Genomic DNA, 16,851 nt, shown 5'->3' on the forward strand with positions numbered 1-16,851 from the left:
TCCGGTTCGCATGATCTGAAATAGCAGAGGAAGCCCCATGACCGAATTGGACTTCAGGCTTGGCGAAACGGCGGACATGATCCGCGACACGACGGCGCGCTTTGCCCGCGAGCGCATCGCCCCGATCGCTGCGGACGTCGATAAGCATGATCGTTTCCCGGTCGAACTCTGGCCGGCCATGGGCGCGCTCGGCCTGCATGGCATCACGGTCGCGGAAGCAGACGGCGGTCTCGGCCTTGGCTATCTCGACCATGTCGTTGCCTGCGAGGAAATCAGTCGCGCTTCACCCTCGGTCGGCCTGTCCTACGGTGCTCACTCCAATCTCTGCATCAACCAGATCGCGCGTTGGGGTTCGAACGAGCAGAAGGCGAAGTATCTGCCCGGCCTGATCTCCGGCGACCATGTCGGCAGTCTCGCCATGTCCGAAGCCGGCGCCGGATCCGACGTCGTCTCCATGCGCCTGCGCGGCGACAGGGTCGAGGGCGGTTTTCGCCTGAACGGCACCAAATTCTGGATCACCAATGCCCCCTATGCGCAAACGCTCGTGGTCTATGCCAAGACGGAGCCGGAGGCTGGATCAAAGGGCATCACGGCCTTTCTCGTCGAGAAGGATTTCCCCGGCTTCTCGATCGGTCAGAAGATCGACAAGGTTGGAATGCGCGGCTCGCCCACGGCCGAACTCGTTTTCCAGGACTGCTTCGTTCCTCAGGAAAACGTCATGGGTCCGCTGAACGGCGGGGCGAAGGTGTTGATGTCCGGCCTCGACTACGAGCGGGTCGTGCTGTCAGGAATCCAGCTCGGCATCATGCAGGCCTGCCTCGACGTCGTCCTGCCTTATGTCAGGGAGCGCAGACAATTTGGCAAACCGATCGGCAGCTTCCAGCTGATGCAGGCCAAGATCGCCGACATGGTCGTGGCGCTGAACTCCGCCCGCGCCTATGTCTATGCGGTGGCGCGGGCCTGCGATGCTGGTCAGACGACACGCCAGGATGCGGCCGGCGCAATTCTCTATGCCTCGGAAAGCGCCGTGAAGGTGGCCGAACAGGCGATCCAGGCCCTGGGCGGTGCGGGTTACACCAAGGATTGGCCCGTCGAGCGCTACTGGCGCGATGCAAAGCTTCTCGACATCGGCGCGGGCACCAACGAGGTGCGCCGCATGCTGATCGGCCGGGAAGTGATTGGCGCGGGAGCGATCAGCTGATGCCGATACTCTCCACCGTACTCGACAGCGAAAGCGAAGGTTTCAAGGCCAATGCGACCCGCAACCGCGCCCTTGCCGAGGAACTGCGGTCGAAGGTGGCGACCGCCGCTTTGGGCGGGAGTGAAAACCATCGCCAACGGCATGTCGCGCGTGGCAAGCTTCTGCCCCGGGATCGGGTGTTGCGGCTCATCGATCCTGGCTCTCCATTCCTCGAGATCGGACAACTGGCCGCAGGCGGAATGTATGGTGACGAGGCCCCGGGCGCCGGTATGATTGCCGGCATCGGGCGAGTCTCCGGTCGCGAATGCATGATCATTGCCCATGACCCGACGGTGAAGGGCGGCGCCTATTTCCCGATGACGGTGAAGAAGCATCTGAGAGCACAGGAGATTGCCTCGGAAAACCGCCTGCCCTGCATCTATCTGGTGGATTCCGGCGGTGCCAACCTGCCGCATCAGGCCGAAGTCTTCCCCGACCGTGATCATTTCGGCCGGATCTTCTACAACCAAGCGCAGATGTCTGCCGCAGGGATTCCGCAGATCGCCTGCGTCATGGGAAGCTGCACGGCGGGCGGCGCCTATGTGCCTGCCATGTCCGATGAGACGGTAATCGTCCGCAATCAGGGCACCATCTTTCTCGCCGGCCCGCCGCTGGTAAAAGCCGCGACCGGCGAGGTGATCTCGGCCGAGGATCTGGGTGGTGCGGAAATCCATGCTCGCCGATCCGGCCTTGTCGACCATGTCGCCGAAAACGACGAACACGCGCTTCTGATCGTGCGCGACATCGTGGCGACATTGAACCGGCCAAAGACGGTGGACATCGAGCTTGCCAAGCCGCGCCCTCCCCTGTTCGACCCGAGTGAGCTCTACGGCGTGGTCCCGCAGGACCTGCGCACACCCTATGACGTGCGCGAGGTGATCGCCCGTCTCGTCGATGGGTCCGAACTGCAGGAGTTCAAGCCGCTTTACGGAACGACGCTGGTCGGCGGTTTCGCCCATCTCTGGGGCATTCCGATTGCCATCCTCGCCAACAACGGCGTCCTGTTTTCCGAGAGTGCCCTGAAGGGCGCCCATTTCATCGAACTTGCCTGCCAGAGGCGCATCCCTCTTCTCTTCCTGCAGAACATTTCTGGCTTCATGGTCGGCGGGAAATACGAGGCGGAAGGGATCGCCAAACATGGCGCCAAGCTGGTGACGGCGGTCTCCTGCGCACAGGTTCCGAAGGTCACCGTGCTGATCGGCGGCAGTTTCGGCGCCGGCAACTACGGCATGTGCGGTCGCGCCTTTCAGCCGCGCTTCCTGTTCACCTGGCCGAATGCCCGCATCTCCGTCATGGGAGGGGAGCAGGCCGCCTCTGTCCTGGCGACCGTCCATCGCGATGCCGAAGGCTGGACGGCTGAGGAGGCCGAAGCCTTCAAGGCGCCGATCCGCCAGAAATACGAGGACGAAGGCAATCCCTATTACGCCACGGCCCGGATGTGGGATGACGGCATCATCGACCCCGCCCAGACCCGTGACGTGCTTGGCCTTGCCTTTTCCGCAACGCTGAATGCCCCGATCCCAGAACGGGCGCAGTTCGGCATTTTCCGGATGTGAGGCGAGGATGATCGAAAGCTTGTTGATCGCCAATCGTGGTGAAATCGCCCGGCGGATCATTCGCACGGCAAAACGGCTTGGCATCCGAACGATCGCGGTCCATTCGGATGTGGATGCGGACATGGCCTTCGTGCACGAGGCCGATGAGGCTCTGCCGATCGGTCCGGCGCCCGCACGCGACAGCTATCTGCGTCAGGACCGCATCCTGGAGGCCGCCAGGAAGAGCGGCGCTCAGGCGATCCATCCGGGTTATGGCTTCCTGTCGGAAAATGCCGAGTTTGCCGAAGCCGTGATGGCCGAGGGTCTGGTCTGGGTCGGGGCGCCGCCCGCTGCCATCAGGGCCATGGGCCTGAAAGACGCCGCCAAACAACGGATGATCGCAGCCGGCGTGCCAGTCACGCCGGGTTATCTCGGGGAAGACCAGAGCCTAGAACGACTGCAACGTGAAGCCGATGCCATCGGCTATCCGGTGCTGATCAAGGCGGTGGCCGGCGGCGGCGGCAAGGGCATGCGTCGTGTCGAGCGCTCTGAGGATTTCCCTACCGCGCTCGCCAGTTGCCGGCGCGAAGCGGCATCTTCCTTCGGCGATGACCGCGTGCTGATCGAGAAATACATCCTTTCGCCGCGCCATATCGAGGTGCAGGTGTTCGGCGACACCAAAGGCAATGTCGTGCATCTCTTCGAGCGCGACTGCTCGCTGCAACGCCGCCACCAGAAAGTGATCGAGGAAGCCCCCGCCCCCGGCATGGATGCCGCAACGCGAGAGGCGGTTTGCCAGGCGGCCGTCAAGGCGGCCCGTGCGGTTGATTATGTCGGCGCAGGTACGATCGAGTTCATCGCCGATGCCTCGGAGGGCCTGCGTGCTGACCGCATCTGGTTCATGGAAATGAACACGCGTCTCCAGGTCGAGCACCCCGTGACCGAGGCGATCACTGGACAGGATCTGGTCGAATGGCAACTACGCATTGCCTCAGGCGAGCCGCTGCCCTTGCGACAGGATCAGCTTTGCATCACTGGCTGGGCGATGGAAGCGCGGCTTTACGCGGAGAACCCCGCAAACGGCTTCCTGCCGTCGATCGGTCGCCTTGACCATCTGCGTCTGCCGGATACGCTTCGCACCGACAGTGGCGTCGAGCAGGGTGACGAGGTCACCCCGCATTACGACCCGATGCTGGCCAAACTCATCAGCCATGGCACCAGCCGGCAAGAGGCAGCCCGCAAGCTTGGCAAGGCTGTAGGCCAGGTCGAGATCTGGCCGGTGCGCAGCAATGCCGGTTTTCTCGCCCGCACGCTACGTCATCCAGACTTTCTGGCAGGGGCGGTCGATACCGGCTTCATCGATCGGCATGCCGATGAACTGGTAGGATCAAGGGAGCCGGACGAGCAAGTCTTGCAGGCTGCCGCAGCCGCACTGTTGCCGAGGAATACATCCGATGTCTGGACCGCCCTAACAGGATTTCGTCTCAACGCCGGATGCGACCGGCAGGTTGCCATCGAGGTCGCAAACAAGCCCTATCTGGTTCGGATGCAGGATGTGCCGTCGACCGTCCGAAGCCAGAACGGGGTCGTCTTCCTTGGTGGCGAAGCCTGGGAGATCGGGCTGCCACGGGCGGGGCATAGCGGCCATGGTACAGGCGCCGGTGATGGCGCGATCATGGCGCCGATGCCCGGCATCGTAATTGCCGTTTCCGTTGCTGAGGGAGACCCGGTCCGCCGCGGCCAGCCGCTGATCGTCATCGAAGCCATGAAAATGGAGCAGGTGCTCCACGCCCCCTTCGATGGCAAGGTGGCGGAGCTGAGGGCGAGCCAGGGCAGTCAGGTGGTCGAGGGCAGCCTGCTGGTCAGGATCGAGGGAGAAGGTTGATGGCCGGACGCTATTTCGACGATTGGACGATAGGCGACAGGATCGCCCACGAGCTCCGGCGTACGGTGACCGAAACAGACAACCTGATGTTCACGCTGATGACCCACAATCCGCAGCCCCTGCATCTCGATGTCGAAGCGGCGAAGGCGAGCGAATTCGGCCAGATCCTCGTCAACGGCACCTTCACCTTTTCGCTGATGGTCGGCCTGTCGGTCGGCGATACCACGCTCGGCACGCTCGTCGCCAACCTAGGCTACGACAAGGTCGTGATGCCGAAGCCGGTGTTCATCGGCGATACGATGCGGGCAGAGAGCGAGATTGCCGACCTGAGAGAAAGTCGATCGCGCCCGACCGCTGGTATCGTCACCTTCAGGCATGAACTCTTCAACCAGCGGGGCGAACTGGTCTGCCAGTGCCTGCGCTCCGCACTCGTCTCGCGGAGGCCTCAATGAGGCTGCGCTCGCTGCTCTTCGTGCCGGGTGATAGACCCGATCGCATGGAGAAGGCACTCGGCTGCGGCGCCGATGCCCTGATCCTGGACCTCGAGGATTCCGTGACGCTGAACGCCAAGCCTGCGGCTCGGCGGGCGGCGGCCAACTTCCTCCGTCAGGCCAAAGGCAGGATCCCGCTACTCGTCCGTATAAACCCGCTCGACAGCGGCCTTCTAGACGACGATCTCGCCGCAATCCTTGAAGTGCCGCCGCACGGGCTGGTGCTCCCGAAGGCGGAGGGCGCCTCGAGCGTCGAAGCCCTGAGCGCAAAAGCGCCCGGCATCCCCATCCTGCCAATTGCGACCGAGACGCCGGCCGCGATCTTCCAGCTGGGCTCCTACACATCCGTAACCGACCGGCTTGTCGGCCTGACCTGGGGCGCGGAAGACCTGCCGGCTGCCATTGGGGCGCTTGGTGCACGCGACGAGACGGGCCGCTACACCGCCCCTTACGAACTCGCCCGCTCGCTGACCTTGTTTGGCGCTCACGCAGCCGGCGTGGCTGCGATCGAGACCGTTTACCCCGCGCTTGCCGATCCGGACGGGCTTGCCGCCTATACGCGGCGCGCCCGCTTTGACGGCTTCAACGGCATGATGGCGATCCATCCCGCGCAGGTGCCCGTCATCAACCAGGCATTCACGCCTTCCGCAAAGGAATTGGCCGAGGCCCAGGCGATCGTCGACGCATTTGCCGCCAATCCCAATTCAGGCGCGCTCCGTTTCGCTGGCCGAATGATCGACGCACCGCATCTCAAACAGGCGAAACGTCTGCTCGAATACACGGATGACAGCCACTGAAATTGGTCACCACAAGCTCGCCACCGAGGAGATGGCAACTACGCCAGCGGCTTCATCCAGACGTCATCTGAACGTGGCAGAGGACGAGGGAAATTCGGGAGCACCAAGCCTTGCCGCGTCTTACTCTTTCCACCGTCTCGAAGCGATTTGACGATTTTCAGGCTGTCGACGGGGTCTCGCTCACAATCCCCGACGGTGCATTTCTCGCCCTGCTCGGTCCTTCGGGCTCAGGCAAGACCACCGTGCTGCGGCTGATCGCGGGGCTGGAGGTGCCTGACGGGGGTGAAATTCTCTTCGACGAGACGATCGTTGCCGGGCATGGCGCCTTCCTTCCTCCGGAAAAGCGGGGGATCGGCATGGTATTCCAGTCCTACGCGCTGTGGCCGACGATGACCGTACGCGGCAACATCGAATTTGGCCTGAAGGTCGGCGGATTGAAACCCCGAGAACGCGCTGCACGGATCGAGGAGGTGCTGAAGGTCGTCGGCCTCGCGGGTCTCGGCGACAGACGCCCGCACGAGCTGTCCGGCGGACAGCGTCAGCGCGTGGCGCTGGCCCGCTCGCTTGCGACCCGACCAAATCTGATCCTCCTCGACGAGCCGCTCGCCAACCTCGACGCGCATCTGCGCGAGGCGATGCTTGCCGAATTCCGTCGCATCCACAGCCTGACCGGCTCCACCTTCGTCTTCGTCACCCATGACCAGGACGAGGCCATGGCGGTCGCGACCCATGTAGCCGTCATGGACCACGGTCGGCTGGAGCAATTGGCAACGCCGGAGGAGCTCTACCGGAAGCCGGCCTCGCCGATGGTCGCCCGCTTCATCGGGCGCGGTCGCACACTGCCGGTCCGGGTGCTCAAATCGGAAGGCGGCCGGACCCGGGTGATGCTTGGCCAGCAACTTCTCGACATGCCGGGAAATGCACCCGTCGGCTATGGCTGGCTCTGCTTTCATGCCTCGGATCTCAAGCGCGTCAACGAGGGCGGACATCTGAAGACCGAACTCGTCGGCCAGGTCTTTCAGAACGGCAGCCTTCTCAGCCATTGCCTGCCGACCGAGATCGACGGCGACGTCGTCAGCCTGCCACTCGACGAGCGGATCGCGCCGGGCACGCCGATCGAACTTGTCATCACCGACGGCTGGGTAATCGGCGAAGGCCGGGGCACGCACAGCAACGGCGATGTCACACGAAGATCATCGACCTGTCGTCCGGGCGTCATCTCGCTGCGCTAGGCGACAATTCCGGCCGCCCAAGGGCCGGCAGTTGACAGCTTCCGGGCCTCGTCCGCCCCTTCAATGAGGTTTCCATGTTCATCCGCACGCTCCTCACCTCCACGATCCTTGCCGGTCTCGCCTTCACCGCACAGGCCGAGGACACGATCACCGTCTATACCTCGCAGCCCCAGGATCAGATGACCCAGGTCATCGAAGCCTTCAACGCCGACCACCCGGAAATCAAAGTGGAGCTCTTCCGCTCCGGCACCACAGAAGTCATGGCCAAGCTGCAGGCCGAATATGCCGCCGGGAACAGCCCGGCCGACGTCATTCTGATCGCTGACACTGTGGCGATGACCCAGCTGAAGCACGACGACCGCCTGCTCGCCTTCACCGACGCCCCGGTTGAGGGCATCGATCCGGCCTTCATCGATGCCGACAAGACTTTCTTCGGCACCAAGGTGATCACCACGGGCATCGTCTACAACACCGACCTCGTGAAGACGGCCCCGACGAGCTGGAACGACCTGCTCGCGGCTGACGCTGCCAAGAGCCTGATCATGCCGAGCCCGCTTTATTCGGGTGCCGCCGTCATCCATGTCGGCACCATGACTCAGCAGCCGGAATTCGGCTGGGCATACTATGAGAAGCTGGCAGAGGCCGGCGCCGTTGCCGGTCAGGGCAATGGCACGGTCATCGAGGCCGTTGCGCGCGGCGAGAAGGCCTATGGCATCATCATCGAATACATGGCGCTCAATGCAAAGAAGAAGGGCTCGCCCGTCGACTTCGTCTTCCCGACCGAAGGCGTGAGCTCAATCACCCAGCCGGTTGCCGTATTGACGGGCTCGGATGCAGTGGACGCTGCCAAGACCTTCGTCGCCTGGCAGCTGTCGAAGACCGCGCAGGAACAGGCGACCGCCCAGGGTTACTTCCCGATCCTGCCCGGCGTCACCCAGCCCGAAGGCTATCCGGCTCTCACGACGCTGAAGATCCTGCCTGCTGACAGCGATGCCATGCTGAAGGCCGACACCGAGAACAAGGAAAAGTTCGCCGAGCTCTTCGGCGGCTGATCCCACCATGCGTAAATCCGCCTGGGGCAAGGCCCGAAAGGCTATGCCGGCTTGGGGAGGCGAGCATCTGCTCGTCTCCCTTCTCGTTCTCTATGTCGCCGCAACGACGCTCTGGCCGCTCGCCCGGCTGTTTGCCAGCGCCTTCCAGCCCGGCGAGGACGGTACACCGCTCGGGTTGATGCTCGCCACCTTGTCCAGCCGCTCGACCCTCAGAGCGCTTTCCGGCACGCTGCAGACGGCCCTTCTGTCTGTCGTCGTCTCGACGCTCATCGGCGTGGCGCTTGCCTTTGCCGTCAGCCTGCTCAAGCTCAGGACACGCGCAGCGCTGACCTTCCTCATCCTGATGCCGCTGATCGTGCCGTCGCAAACCATGGCGCTCGCCTGGATCGAACTCTTCGGCGCACAATCACCGATCCTCAAACCACTTGGCCTTGCCGCAGCGCCGGGTTCTACCAATCCACTCTATTCAGTGGGCGGAATAGCACTGGTCATGGGCATCGAGCACATGCCGCTCGTCTTCATCGCCGTGCGCGCCGCATTGCGGGCGCTGCCATGCGACCTGATCGAAGCTGCGCGCATTCTCGGCATCCCGCCCGGGCGGATCGGAACCGGCATCGTGCTGCCGATCGTCATGCCCTCGGTTCTCGCCGGCAGTCTGATCGCCTTCACCGCCGCGATCGGCAATTTCGGCGTGCCGGCACTGCTCGGCATTCCCGGCCGCATTTCTGTCCTGACGACGCTGATCTACCAGCGCCTCAACGGCTTTGGTCCGGCAGCGGCCGGACAGGTGGCGACGCTGGCCCTCGTGCTCGCCGTTATGGCAGCGCTCGCGATCGTCATGCGCAATGTCGTTGCGACCCGTCTCGCCGTGCCACTACCGGCGGGCGCCCCCTTCGTTGCGCAGCGCAGCGCACCCGTGATCGAGATCCTGATCTGGATCCTTGTGCTGATCCTGTCCCTGGTGCCCCTTGCAGCTCTCACGATGACCGCACTCTTGCCGGCTATTGGCGTGGCATTCGGGCCAGACACGATCAGCCTCGATCAGTTCCACGCCGTCCTCGACAATCAGACAGTGAGACGCGCCTTTGGCAATTCGCTGTGGCTCGCCTTGATCACGGCTGCCATCTCGATGCTCGTCGCCGTGCCGCTGGCCTTTGTCTCCAGCCGCCGGCAGAACCCGGTGCTGCGATTGCTGGACATCGTCATCGAAGCACCCTGGGTCGTCCCCGGAACAGTCGTCGCTCTTGGCATGATCCTCGCCTTCCTGAAGCCTCTGCCGCTCGTCGGGATCTCGATCTACGGAACGATGATGATCCTCGTCATCGCCTACCTCGCGCGCTTCCTGCCACTGGTCCTGCGGCCGGTTGCTGCCGCCGCACAGTCAGCCGACCCCTCGCTTGACGAAGCCGCCCGCGTGACAGGCGCCGGCCTGTTGCGCCGCATCCTGGCGATCTTCCTGCCAGGTGTATTGCCCGCCGCCGCGGCCGGCGCGATCCTGGTGGTGATGACGGCGCTGAACGAACTGACGCTCTCGGCCCTCTTGTGGTCGTCGGGCAACGAGACGATCGGCGTGATGATCTTTGCCCTGCAATACGAAGGCAACTCGACCGCCGCAGCTGCGGTCGCGGTCCTTTCGACGCTTCTGGTCCTGATCCTCGCCGCCCTCGCCACGGCGGCCGCCCGCCGTCTGCCACGGGGCACTCTCCCCTGGGTAGACTGATCCAGACGGAGCAGGTGGTCGCACCCAAAAAGTCATCGGGCGTCAGAGGAGCCTGTTAAAGGCAAATGACGTGATGGACCTTGCAGCGACAAGCTCTATCGCACCGATCTCCAACGCACGGCGCAAGTGCGGAATGCACTAATGCTCTTCCTCGAGTTCGATTATACTGCCCCTGCTGAGCGTTATGAGAAGCTCGGAACCGATTACTTCAAAGGCGGATATTTTAAATTCGATGAGTTAACGGAGAAAAGGAGCGCATGATGGATCTACAAACAGTCCTGACGTTTAGCCTGGCGTTCTTCGTGTTTGCGGCGAGCCCCGGCCCTGACAATCTGACGATCTTGTCGAAGACCGTGTCCAGTGGCCCTGCCCATGGTGTCGCCTATGGTGTCGGCGTCGTTTGCAGCATCTTCCTCTTCGTCATCCTTGCGGCCATCGGCTTCAACGCCATTGCCCAATACATGAACGAAAATCTGCGCTTCATCCAATATGTCGGTGCCATCTACCTGATTTACACGGGCATCATGATGTGGCGCTCGAAGCCAGAGATCAAACCGCGCGTGATGCGGGGCGGCCTGATCCGCCTGTTCCTCACGGGCTTCCTCCTCAACATCTCCAACCCCAAGATGCCGATCTTCTATTTGGCGCTACTGCCGGGGGTGCTCGGAATCCGTCCCCTCACCGTGTCCGATACCGTGGAACTGCTGCTTATCATTGCCCTGATAGAGGTGATCGTAGTCGGAGGGCATGTGCTCCTCGGCTACAAAGCAAAGACGGCCCTGTCTGATCCGAAAAAGATCGGCGCGCTCAATCGCGGAGCTGGAGCCCTGATGGTCGGGGCGGGCGTGCTGGTCGCCAGCCGCTGAGGCGAGGTGGAACTGCAATTCAGTCCGAGCATAGACCGTGAAGCATTGGGGCACAGGCATTCGCGGCTGGTAAGTCGGCGAACGCCGTTCAGCTGGATAAAGGCAACCTCAGCCAATCACTGAGGCGGCCTATCAGAATGTCAACGCCATGGTATCGCTAGAAGTCAGTACCTTCAGCATACTCCGCTGGGTATGGTCGTCGCCTGGATTGCAAATGCGCGGGCTGGTCGGTTATCGCCTTCGAAACAGGGCCGACGCGGTGGCTCTCGCAGCTATTCAAACAGCAGTGCCGGTTCGATGCCCAGATCTTTCTGTGAGATCAGCAGTCGATCGGACCAAAGTGCGAAGTTTGAGAAGTGCTTCTCGAACAATCTCCATGCGCGGCCTTGTCTGGGTGAGGCTTCAAGGACCGCAAGTGCCGACGCGCCATTGCCCGTCTGAATGCGCCTCGAGCCTTCAAGATATGCGCCAACCAATGTCCCGCGATCCTGTTCGGGCGGCATTACCCAGCCAATGGGAAAATACCACCGGCCCAATTTCTCCTGGCGCTCACATATGACCCAACCGGCTAGTCCCCCTGCCCCATCAAAGATAGCCAGTGAAAACTCTGCGGAAAGGGCGTCCTTCCATGGGCGCGGGTCAGACCACGCGGGTGCCTCACCTGCATCGACCATCGCCGCAGCTTGCTCGAGAACGCCGTCACCGGCTTCTTCCCAACTCAGATAGCGGACACCTTGGCGCTGCAGCCGCTTGAGCAGCAAATCCCAGGCCCTTGAGGTGGCAAACGTATCACCGACACGGCCGCAGATGCGAATGCGGTCTGGTACAGGTTCAGCCCATGATTGTTTGCGCAACAAGCAGGACATCGCGTCGGCGCCAGGCAATATCGACGAATAGCTGGTGGTCACAGATGAGATTCCAAGAGCTGAAAGCTCGCCCTCAGCCGCCTGCATGAGGTCAGTCGCTAAGCCGCGACGTCGCCATTCCGGGGCGACAAACAGCGATAGAAGGGTGTGGGTTTTCGGTGTCTCTTCAGAAGGAGTTCTGGCAGACAACCACAATCCCACGGGGACGCTTCCCGCGCATGCGGCCAGAGCCAGGCGATTGTCGCACTGCGCTGCTTCAAGAAACGGCCGATAGCTTTTCCAGGTGAGACCGGCACAGTCTTCCAGACATTTTTCTTCACGTATGCTCTCAATTTTAATGAAATGTATGGAGTCCTTCAGTCGTTCCAAAGCAAAGCCCCTGCGATATCAGCGTGGCAATTATCTACAGTGTGGTGCGACCGCCTTCAAAACCCTAAGTTATTTCTGCCCAGCTTTGGACGGTATCCAACGCCATCTCGATTATTGACCTTGTCATTGAAGAATCGATACTTGGAAAGTCTGAATATTCAGATTTCTACAGAGATGCTGGTGATAATATGTTAAATGCGCAAACTGATGTGATGTCCGACCTGCGACTTCACATTGAAAAGGCCGTGGTTGAAAAGGCGAACAACGACACTGCCTTCCGTGAACGTCTCAAACAGGACCCCCATGCGGCGTTGGCCGAAGTTCTGGAGCGGGAAAACCCACTCACGAACCTGAAGATCAACGTGATCGAGGAAAAGCCGGGCGAAGCCACGATCGTCTTGCGGGCCCCATTCAAACTGGATGAATTGCCAGATGAATTGCTGGATCTCGCATCCGGCGGCACATCTTTCAGCTCCTTTATTCTCTACGGCCCTCCATATCCGGAGAGGAAGCCGAAATAAGGACCTGCCTCAGGGTCGCCCGGCTATTCCCTGTTGGGCGACCTAACCCTTAGAGCCTCGACCAATCCCCACGCGCCAGCTGGTCGGTAGAACCGCATCGCCTCTTTAAGTAGCTGTTGTCGTAAAGCGCCATGCGGAGCAACAAGGCTTGCTGACCCTGTAAAGGGTTACGGCCTCGAGACCTGGTTTGTTTAGATTGGTGTCACCGTCACACATCTATCAGCGATTGCCACCACGCTTTTACGGTGTGTTGCGATCAGGACGCCGATCCCAGCTGTGCGCAGCTCTTGCAGAAGTCTGGTCTGGAACTCTTCGTCGAGACCAGTTGTCGCTTCGTCCAGGATCAGCAGTGATGGCTGCCGCAAGAGAACCCTTGCAATCAGCAAGCGCTCCCGCAAACCCGCCGGGACCATCCCTTGTGCAACAAGTGTCTGAATGCCCATGGGCAAAGCCTCGATCTCCTTAAGAAGGCCAAGCCTGTCGGAACTTCGAAGCGCTGTCTCAAGTGAAAGGCCGCTCATCCCCTGCAGGAAGGACTTGAGGGTGTCGACGGCCATATGCTCATCCTGGAGAACAACACCAAGCTGTCTTCGCCAGATTTTCTGCTCTTGTGCGCAAACGCATTTCCCGTTGATCCTCACCTCACCCGTGGTCGGCGGCAAGATGCCGAGGGCGAGCCTCAGTAAGGTCGATTTACCTGCACCGGACGGTCCTGTGATGGCAACAATCTCGCCCCGCCGGATGCTGAGATCTTGCGGCTTGAACAGGGGGCGCGACGCGCCAGGATACTGGAAGGTGACCCCAATCAGTTCGATGGATTCGAGTGCTTCGTGCTCCTCGGCCAGATCGCGTGTGAACCGGCTTTTGGACGCGTTATCATGTGACGATCCCCCGCTCGCAGTCATGGCGGCTGTTGCGCGACCGACTTCCACGAGCCCCAGCGCAACCATAAAGCTGGCCACAGTGGCCAAGGCGGTGAGGGGCGTGTCCAGTGTCGAGATGATCGATACCGCGCCTGCAAGCACGAAAAACAGTGCTTCACACGCAAGGATAACCTGCTGCAGCGTCCTCCTTCGACGGGCAAGTCTTCTCTGACGTCTCAGAGCAGCCTCCAGACGCGTCAGGGCAAAACTCTCCGCGCCCAACGGCCGCAAACCCAAGCTGCCTTGCGCCGCGAGATCCAGCCACTGTTCCATCTCGCCCAAACTCTGCCCTTCCGCATTTTCGATCAGTCCCACCAAACGGCGAGACGCGATTGCGCAAGCGAGCAGAGGTATCCAGATGAGAGCATAGTAGAGACCAAGTTGCGGAACCGAAATGCTCAAGGCCACAAGACCCGGCAACAGGCTGGCAAGCCCCATCGGAAGAGCCATTCGTCCGCGCAAAGTCCTGACCCGGTTCTTCAGCACTGAACGCATCGCCCGGGCGTAGTCGTAAGGCGTGCGGCTCTGAAGGATCGTCACTCCTCTGTCGAGTATTTCGGCCCAGAGATCAGAATGACGACGCCATCCGAGCAAGATGGACGCCCGCGACGCGGCAATTGAATAGTCAACGCGCGCCAGGATCCATGCAAGGCCCGCCATGAGCAAGATGAATATCGCACCCATTCCAGGTGGATGCCCCCAAAACACCAGGAGGATCAAGGACTGCGCCGCAACCATGACAAGGAGTGCGAGAACAGCATGGCTCGCTCGGATCGAGCGCCCCTGCGGCTTTGCCAGAGCAAGCATGTCCGTATGTAAGGCTCCGCAATCGGCCTCAGACATCAGATGCCGGCTGCCATCGATGCTGACACGAGATGGTGGTCCACAGCCAGTTGCATCGATCACGACGAATCGCTCTGTCGCTGTCTGCCAGGCGATCAGGATACCAAGATCCTGCCTTCTCCAGTTCCTGTCTTGCATCCGGACGCGCCGAAGCGAAAGCTCCCGCTTTTGCGCTGCAACCAGAAGCTCTGCTTCCTGCCTATGGTGAAGGCCCTGAGCCAGGTTTGCAAGACAACGCGCGACATCGACCATCAGCAACAGCCCAGATCGATGGTCGCGTCCGGCCGGCGTGATTGCGTGCCACGCTCACCAATCAGAACCAGTATATGTCGTTCCCGCAGCCGCTCGACGATACGTCCAGCAAGCGGTGCATCCAGGGCATCGAGGGTCCCATCCAGAACGATGACCGAAGGTTGGCGCAGCAGCGCGCGGGCAAGCGCCAGGCGACGGAGCTGGCCGCCGCTCAACAGCCGCCTTTCCGCAGAAAGCTCCAGATCCAGCCCTCCACGCTGGCAAAGCTCCTGATTGAGCTCGACCAGATCCAGCACCGCGTCCAAAGCCTGGCGGTCGAAGCGGCTATCACCGAGACAGAGGTTCTCCGCCAGGCTGCCGGAGATCGTGAGAACCTGCTCGTCGACAAGCAGCACCCGCGGCGATCCCTGATGACAGAGCGTTTCGGTCGCCATTCCATCAAAGGTAATGGTGCCATTCGGGCTTGGTTCGAGGCCTGCAATCTGGCGCGCCAGTCGTGTCTTTCCGCTTCCAGACGGTCCAGTAATCTGCAGCAGATCACCCTTGCTCAAAAACAGGTTCGTATCGTCAAGATGAATGGCGAGGCCTGCGGGCGATCCCGGCTGCGACTGCAATCCTGTGGAGTCACAGTCTGTGTTGCGCAGGTCGTGCAAACGCGAGAGCAAACCCATCACTTCTGAAATAGCGGGAAAACTGCGTCGTGCCGTTCGCAGGCAGAGGCCAATCACGACGCAAACTGTGCCAAGTGATGCGGCAGTTCCCCACTCCTGAGTGAATAGCCCGTCGGTCATGATGATCGCCAGAGCGAGGACAATCGGCAGAGACACCAACACATCGAGTTTCGCCTGCCAGCCCAGGTCGACCTGTGCGTGCGAATGCATCTGAGCGTGCTCTGCTGCCAGATAAGAGGTGAGCTCGCTGTCGCGCCCTGCAAACTGTCGGCTCTCCAGATCTGCAAGGATGTGCGTATCGGGCAGGATAAGAAGCTGCGCCTCACGCATGCGTCTCATCCGGGTCTCGCCGCGGCGAAGGCATGCTGCAAGAACAATACAAGAGGCGATTGCCGTCAACGATGCGATGACCAGTCCAATGGGCAGCTGGATCAACGGCGCCACCAGAAGGACCGGGATCAAGAGCAGCGACCGTAGAAGCGAAACGGCAATGGGTAGCAACAAAGACCAGCGCTCACCGAGGGTGAGAATATCTGCGAGCTGGTTTGCCGTCTTTGTAGAAAACCATTGGGGCGGCATGCTCTTGAAACGCTGCCATGTGAGGTCTCGTGCCCGAGTGGAAAGGCGCTCTGCAAAGTTCTCGGTGCTCCAGTACAGCAATAGATGCAATTTGGCCGCCAGGATCCACGCGAGAAGCGCAACGCTGGGATGCTGATGTCCGTCCAGAGCCTTGGCCATGCTCACGAGCCCGAACGCGACTGCTGATGTTTGCAGCAGGCAAAGCAGCAGAATGATGGTTGCCGCAACCCGATTGTCGCCCAGTTGCAGCCAGAATTCCCGCCTTGCTGGATGGACTGGAGGCCGCGGCGCAAAGCGTGGGACAAATGTCAGGGCGATACCGGTGAAGTCCCTGGCAAACTCTTCAATCGTCAGACGCTGTGGCCCGCTTGCAGGATCGTTGATCGTGACATGCTGGTCTGTAACATGCTCGACTACGACGAAATGTATGAATCGGTAATGGGCGATGAATGGCAGGGGAAGCGTCGCCAGTTGATCGATCTCACGCCGACAAGCCTTGGTCTCGAAATCATAGCGTCGGGCAAGTTCGAGGAGTTGGCGGGCCGTGAGCCCCAGTCGGCTCGAGCCGATCTCATTGCGCAATCTCTCGAGTGAAACAGCGAGCCCGTGCCAGGCAAAGATGATTGCCAATGCCGTGAGACCGCATTCGGTAAGCGCAGACTGACGCAGCTGCGGTGTATGCACCGGCCGCCCCCTGCCCTTGATCAAGGCTTTTAGGCGCCCGCCTAAAGCTGGGGCGTCAATATCCTCTTGCTGCCCTGCTGCAGAGTGGTTTAGCTGCCCCTTTGATGTCTGGGAGTTCACTGTGTCATGTCTTCAGAGAAAGACGCCGACTTGCCCCTGATCAAGGGGGCTCGACTTTTTCGTTCACAAGCGCTCAGCAGGCTTTCGGCAACCCAGGATCTCGACAGCCCTTTGAGGCTGTCCAGTCTGCCCGCTCCATTGACCATGCTGAGCGTGATCCTTCTGCTTTTGTCTCTCATCGTCTGGATTGCTTAGACTTCGCTGA

At 61.1% G+C, this 16,851-nt stretch carries 13 protein-coding genes; 10 read left to right on the forward strand and 3 right to left on the reverse strand.

Annotated features, from left to right (window positions below; all coding sequences use genetic code 11):
- Positions 1 to 37 precede the first annotated feature (37 nt).
- The 9 genes from D4A92_RS03200 to D4A92_RS03240 all read left to right on the forward strand — a co-directional run bounded on the left by D4A92_RS03200 (position 38) and on the right by D4A92_RS03240 (position 10,818).
- Complete coding sequence (locus D4A92_RS03200; RefSeq protein ID WP_203018062.1) at positions 38 to 1,201, forward strand: isovaleryl-CoA dehydrogenase; 1,164 nt, start codon at positions 38 to 40, stop codon at positions 1,199 to 1,201.
- Complete coding sequence (locus D4A92_RS03205) at positions 1,201 to 2,796, forward strand: carboxyl transferase domain-containing protein (protein WP_203018063.1); 1,596 nt, start codon at positions 1,201 to 1,203, stop codon at positions 2,794 to 2,796. Before D4A92_RS03200 ends, D4A92_RS03205 begins: the two co-directional genes overlap by 1 nt.
- Before the next feature lie 7 nt (positions 2,797 to 2,803).
- Positions 2,804 to 4,660, forward strand: a complete 1,857-nt coding sequence (locus D4A92_RS03210) for an acetyl/propionyl/methylcrotonyl-CoA carboxylase subunit alpha (protein WP_203018064.1) — start codon at positions 2,804 to 2,806, stop codon at positions 4,658 to 4,660.
- Positions 4,660 to 5,112, forward strand: a complete 453-nt coding sequence (locus D4A92_RS03215; RefSeq protein ID WP_203018065.1) for a MaoC family dehydratase — start codon at positions 4,660 to 4,662, stop codon at positions 5,110 to 5,112. The genes D4A92_RS03210 and D4A92_RS03215 overlap by 1 nt, the downstream gene beginning before the upstream one ends.
- Complete coding sequence (locus tag D4A92_RS03220) at positions 5,109 to 5,948, forward strand: HpcH/HpaI aldolase/citrate lyase family protein (protein WP_203018066.1); 840 nt, start codon at positions 5,109 to 5,111, stop codon at positions 5,946 to 5,948. The genes D4A92_RS03215 and D4A92_RS03220 overlap by 4 nt, the downstream gene beginning before the upstream one ends.
- A 110-nt stretch (positions 5,949 to 6,058) precedes the next feature.
- Positions 6,059 to 7,180, forward strand: a complete 1,122-nt coding sequence (locus tag D4A92_RS03225) for an ABC transporter ATP-binding protein (RefSeq protein ID WP_203018067.1) — start codon at positions 6,059 to 6,061, stop codon at positions 7,178 to 7,180.
- A gap of 74 nt (positions 7,181 to 7,254) precedes the next feature.
- On the forward strand, positions 7,255 to 8,232 hold the full coding sequence (locus D4A92_RS03230; RefSeq protein ID WP_203018068.1) for an ABC transporter substrate-binding protein: 978 nt from the start codon (positions 7,255 to 7,257) through the stop codon (positions 8,230 to 8,232).
- A gap of 7 nt (positions 8,233 to 8,239) precedes the next feature.
- Positions 8,240 to 9,952: an ABC transporter permease gene (locus D4A92_RS03235; RefSeq protein ID WP_203018070.1), complete on the forward strand. Its 1,713-nt coding sequence runs from the start codon at positions 8,240 to 8,242 to the stop codon at positions 9,950 to 9,952.
- A 260-nt stretch (positions 9,953 to 10,212) separates the two neighbouring features.
- Entirely contained in the window at positions 10,213 to 10,818 is a 606-nt protein-coding gene (locus D4A92_RS03240; protein WP_203018072.1) for a LysE family translocator, read from the forward strand.
- A 272-nt stretch (positions 10,819 to 11,090) separates the two neighbouring features.
- Here the strand turns inward: D4A92_RS03240 and D4A92_RS03245 are convergent, their stop codons facing one another.
- Positions 11,091 to 12,053 carry a GNAT family N-acetyltransferase gene (locus tag D4A92_RS03245; protein ID WP_203018075.1) on the reverse strand — a complete coding sequence of 321 codons (963 nt, stop codon included), beginning with the start codon at positions 12,051 to 12,053 and terminating at the stop codon, positions 11,091 to 11,093.
- A gap of 188 nt (positions 12,054 to 12,241) precedes the next feature.
- Between D4A92_RS03245 and D4A92_RS03250 the strand changes: the two genes are divergently transcribed.
- Positions 12,242 to 12,574, forward strand: a complete 333-nt coding sequence (locus D4A92_RS03250) for a hypothetical protein (protein ID WP_203018077.1) — start codon at positions 12,242 to 12,244, stop codon at positions 12,572 to 12,574.
- 191 nt (positions 12,575 to 12,765) lie between these two features.
- Here the strand turns inward: D4A92_RS03250 and D4A92_RS03255 are convergent, their stop codons facing one another.
- Positions 12,766 to 14,478: an ATP-binding cassette domain-containing protein gene (locus tag D4A92_RS03255; protein ID WP_203018078.1), complete on the reverse strand. Its 1,713-nt coding sequence runs from the start codon at positions 14,476 to 14,478 to the stop codon at positions 12,766 to 12,768.
- 113 nt (positions 14,479 to 14,591) lie between these two features.
- Positions 14,592 to 16,526 (reverse strand): cysteine peptidase family C39 domain-containing protein, encoded by a 1,935-nt coding sequence (locus D4A92_RS03260; protein WP_203018079.1) that lies wholly within the window; start codon positions 16,524 to 16,526, stop codon positions 14,592 to 14,594.
- Positions 16,527 to 16,851: the final 325 nt, after the last annotated feature.

It is taken from the genome of Rhizobium rosettiformans (genome assembly GCF_016806065.1).
GTDB lineage: Bacteria > Pseudomonadota > Alphaproteobacteria > Rhizobiales > Rhizobiaceae > Allorhizobium.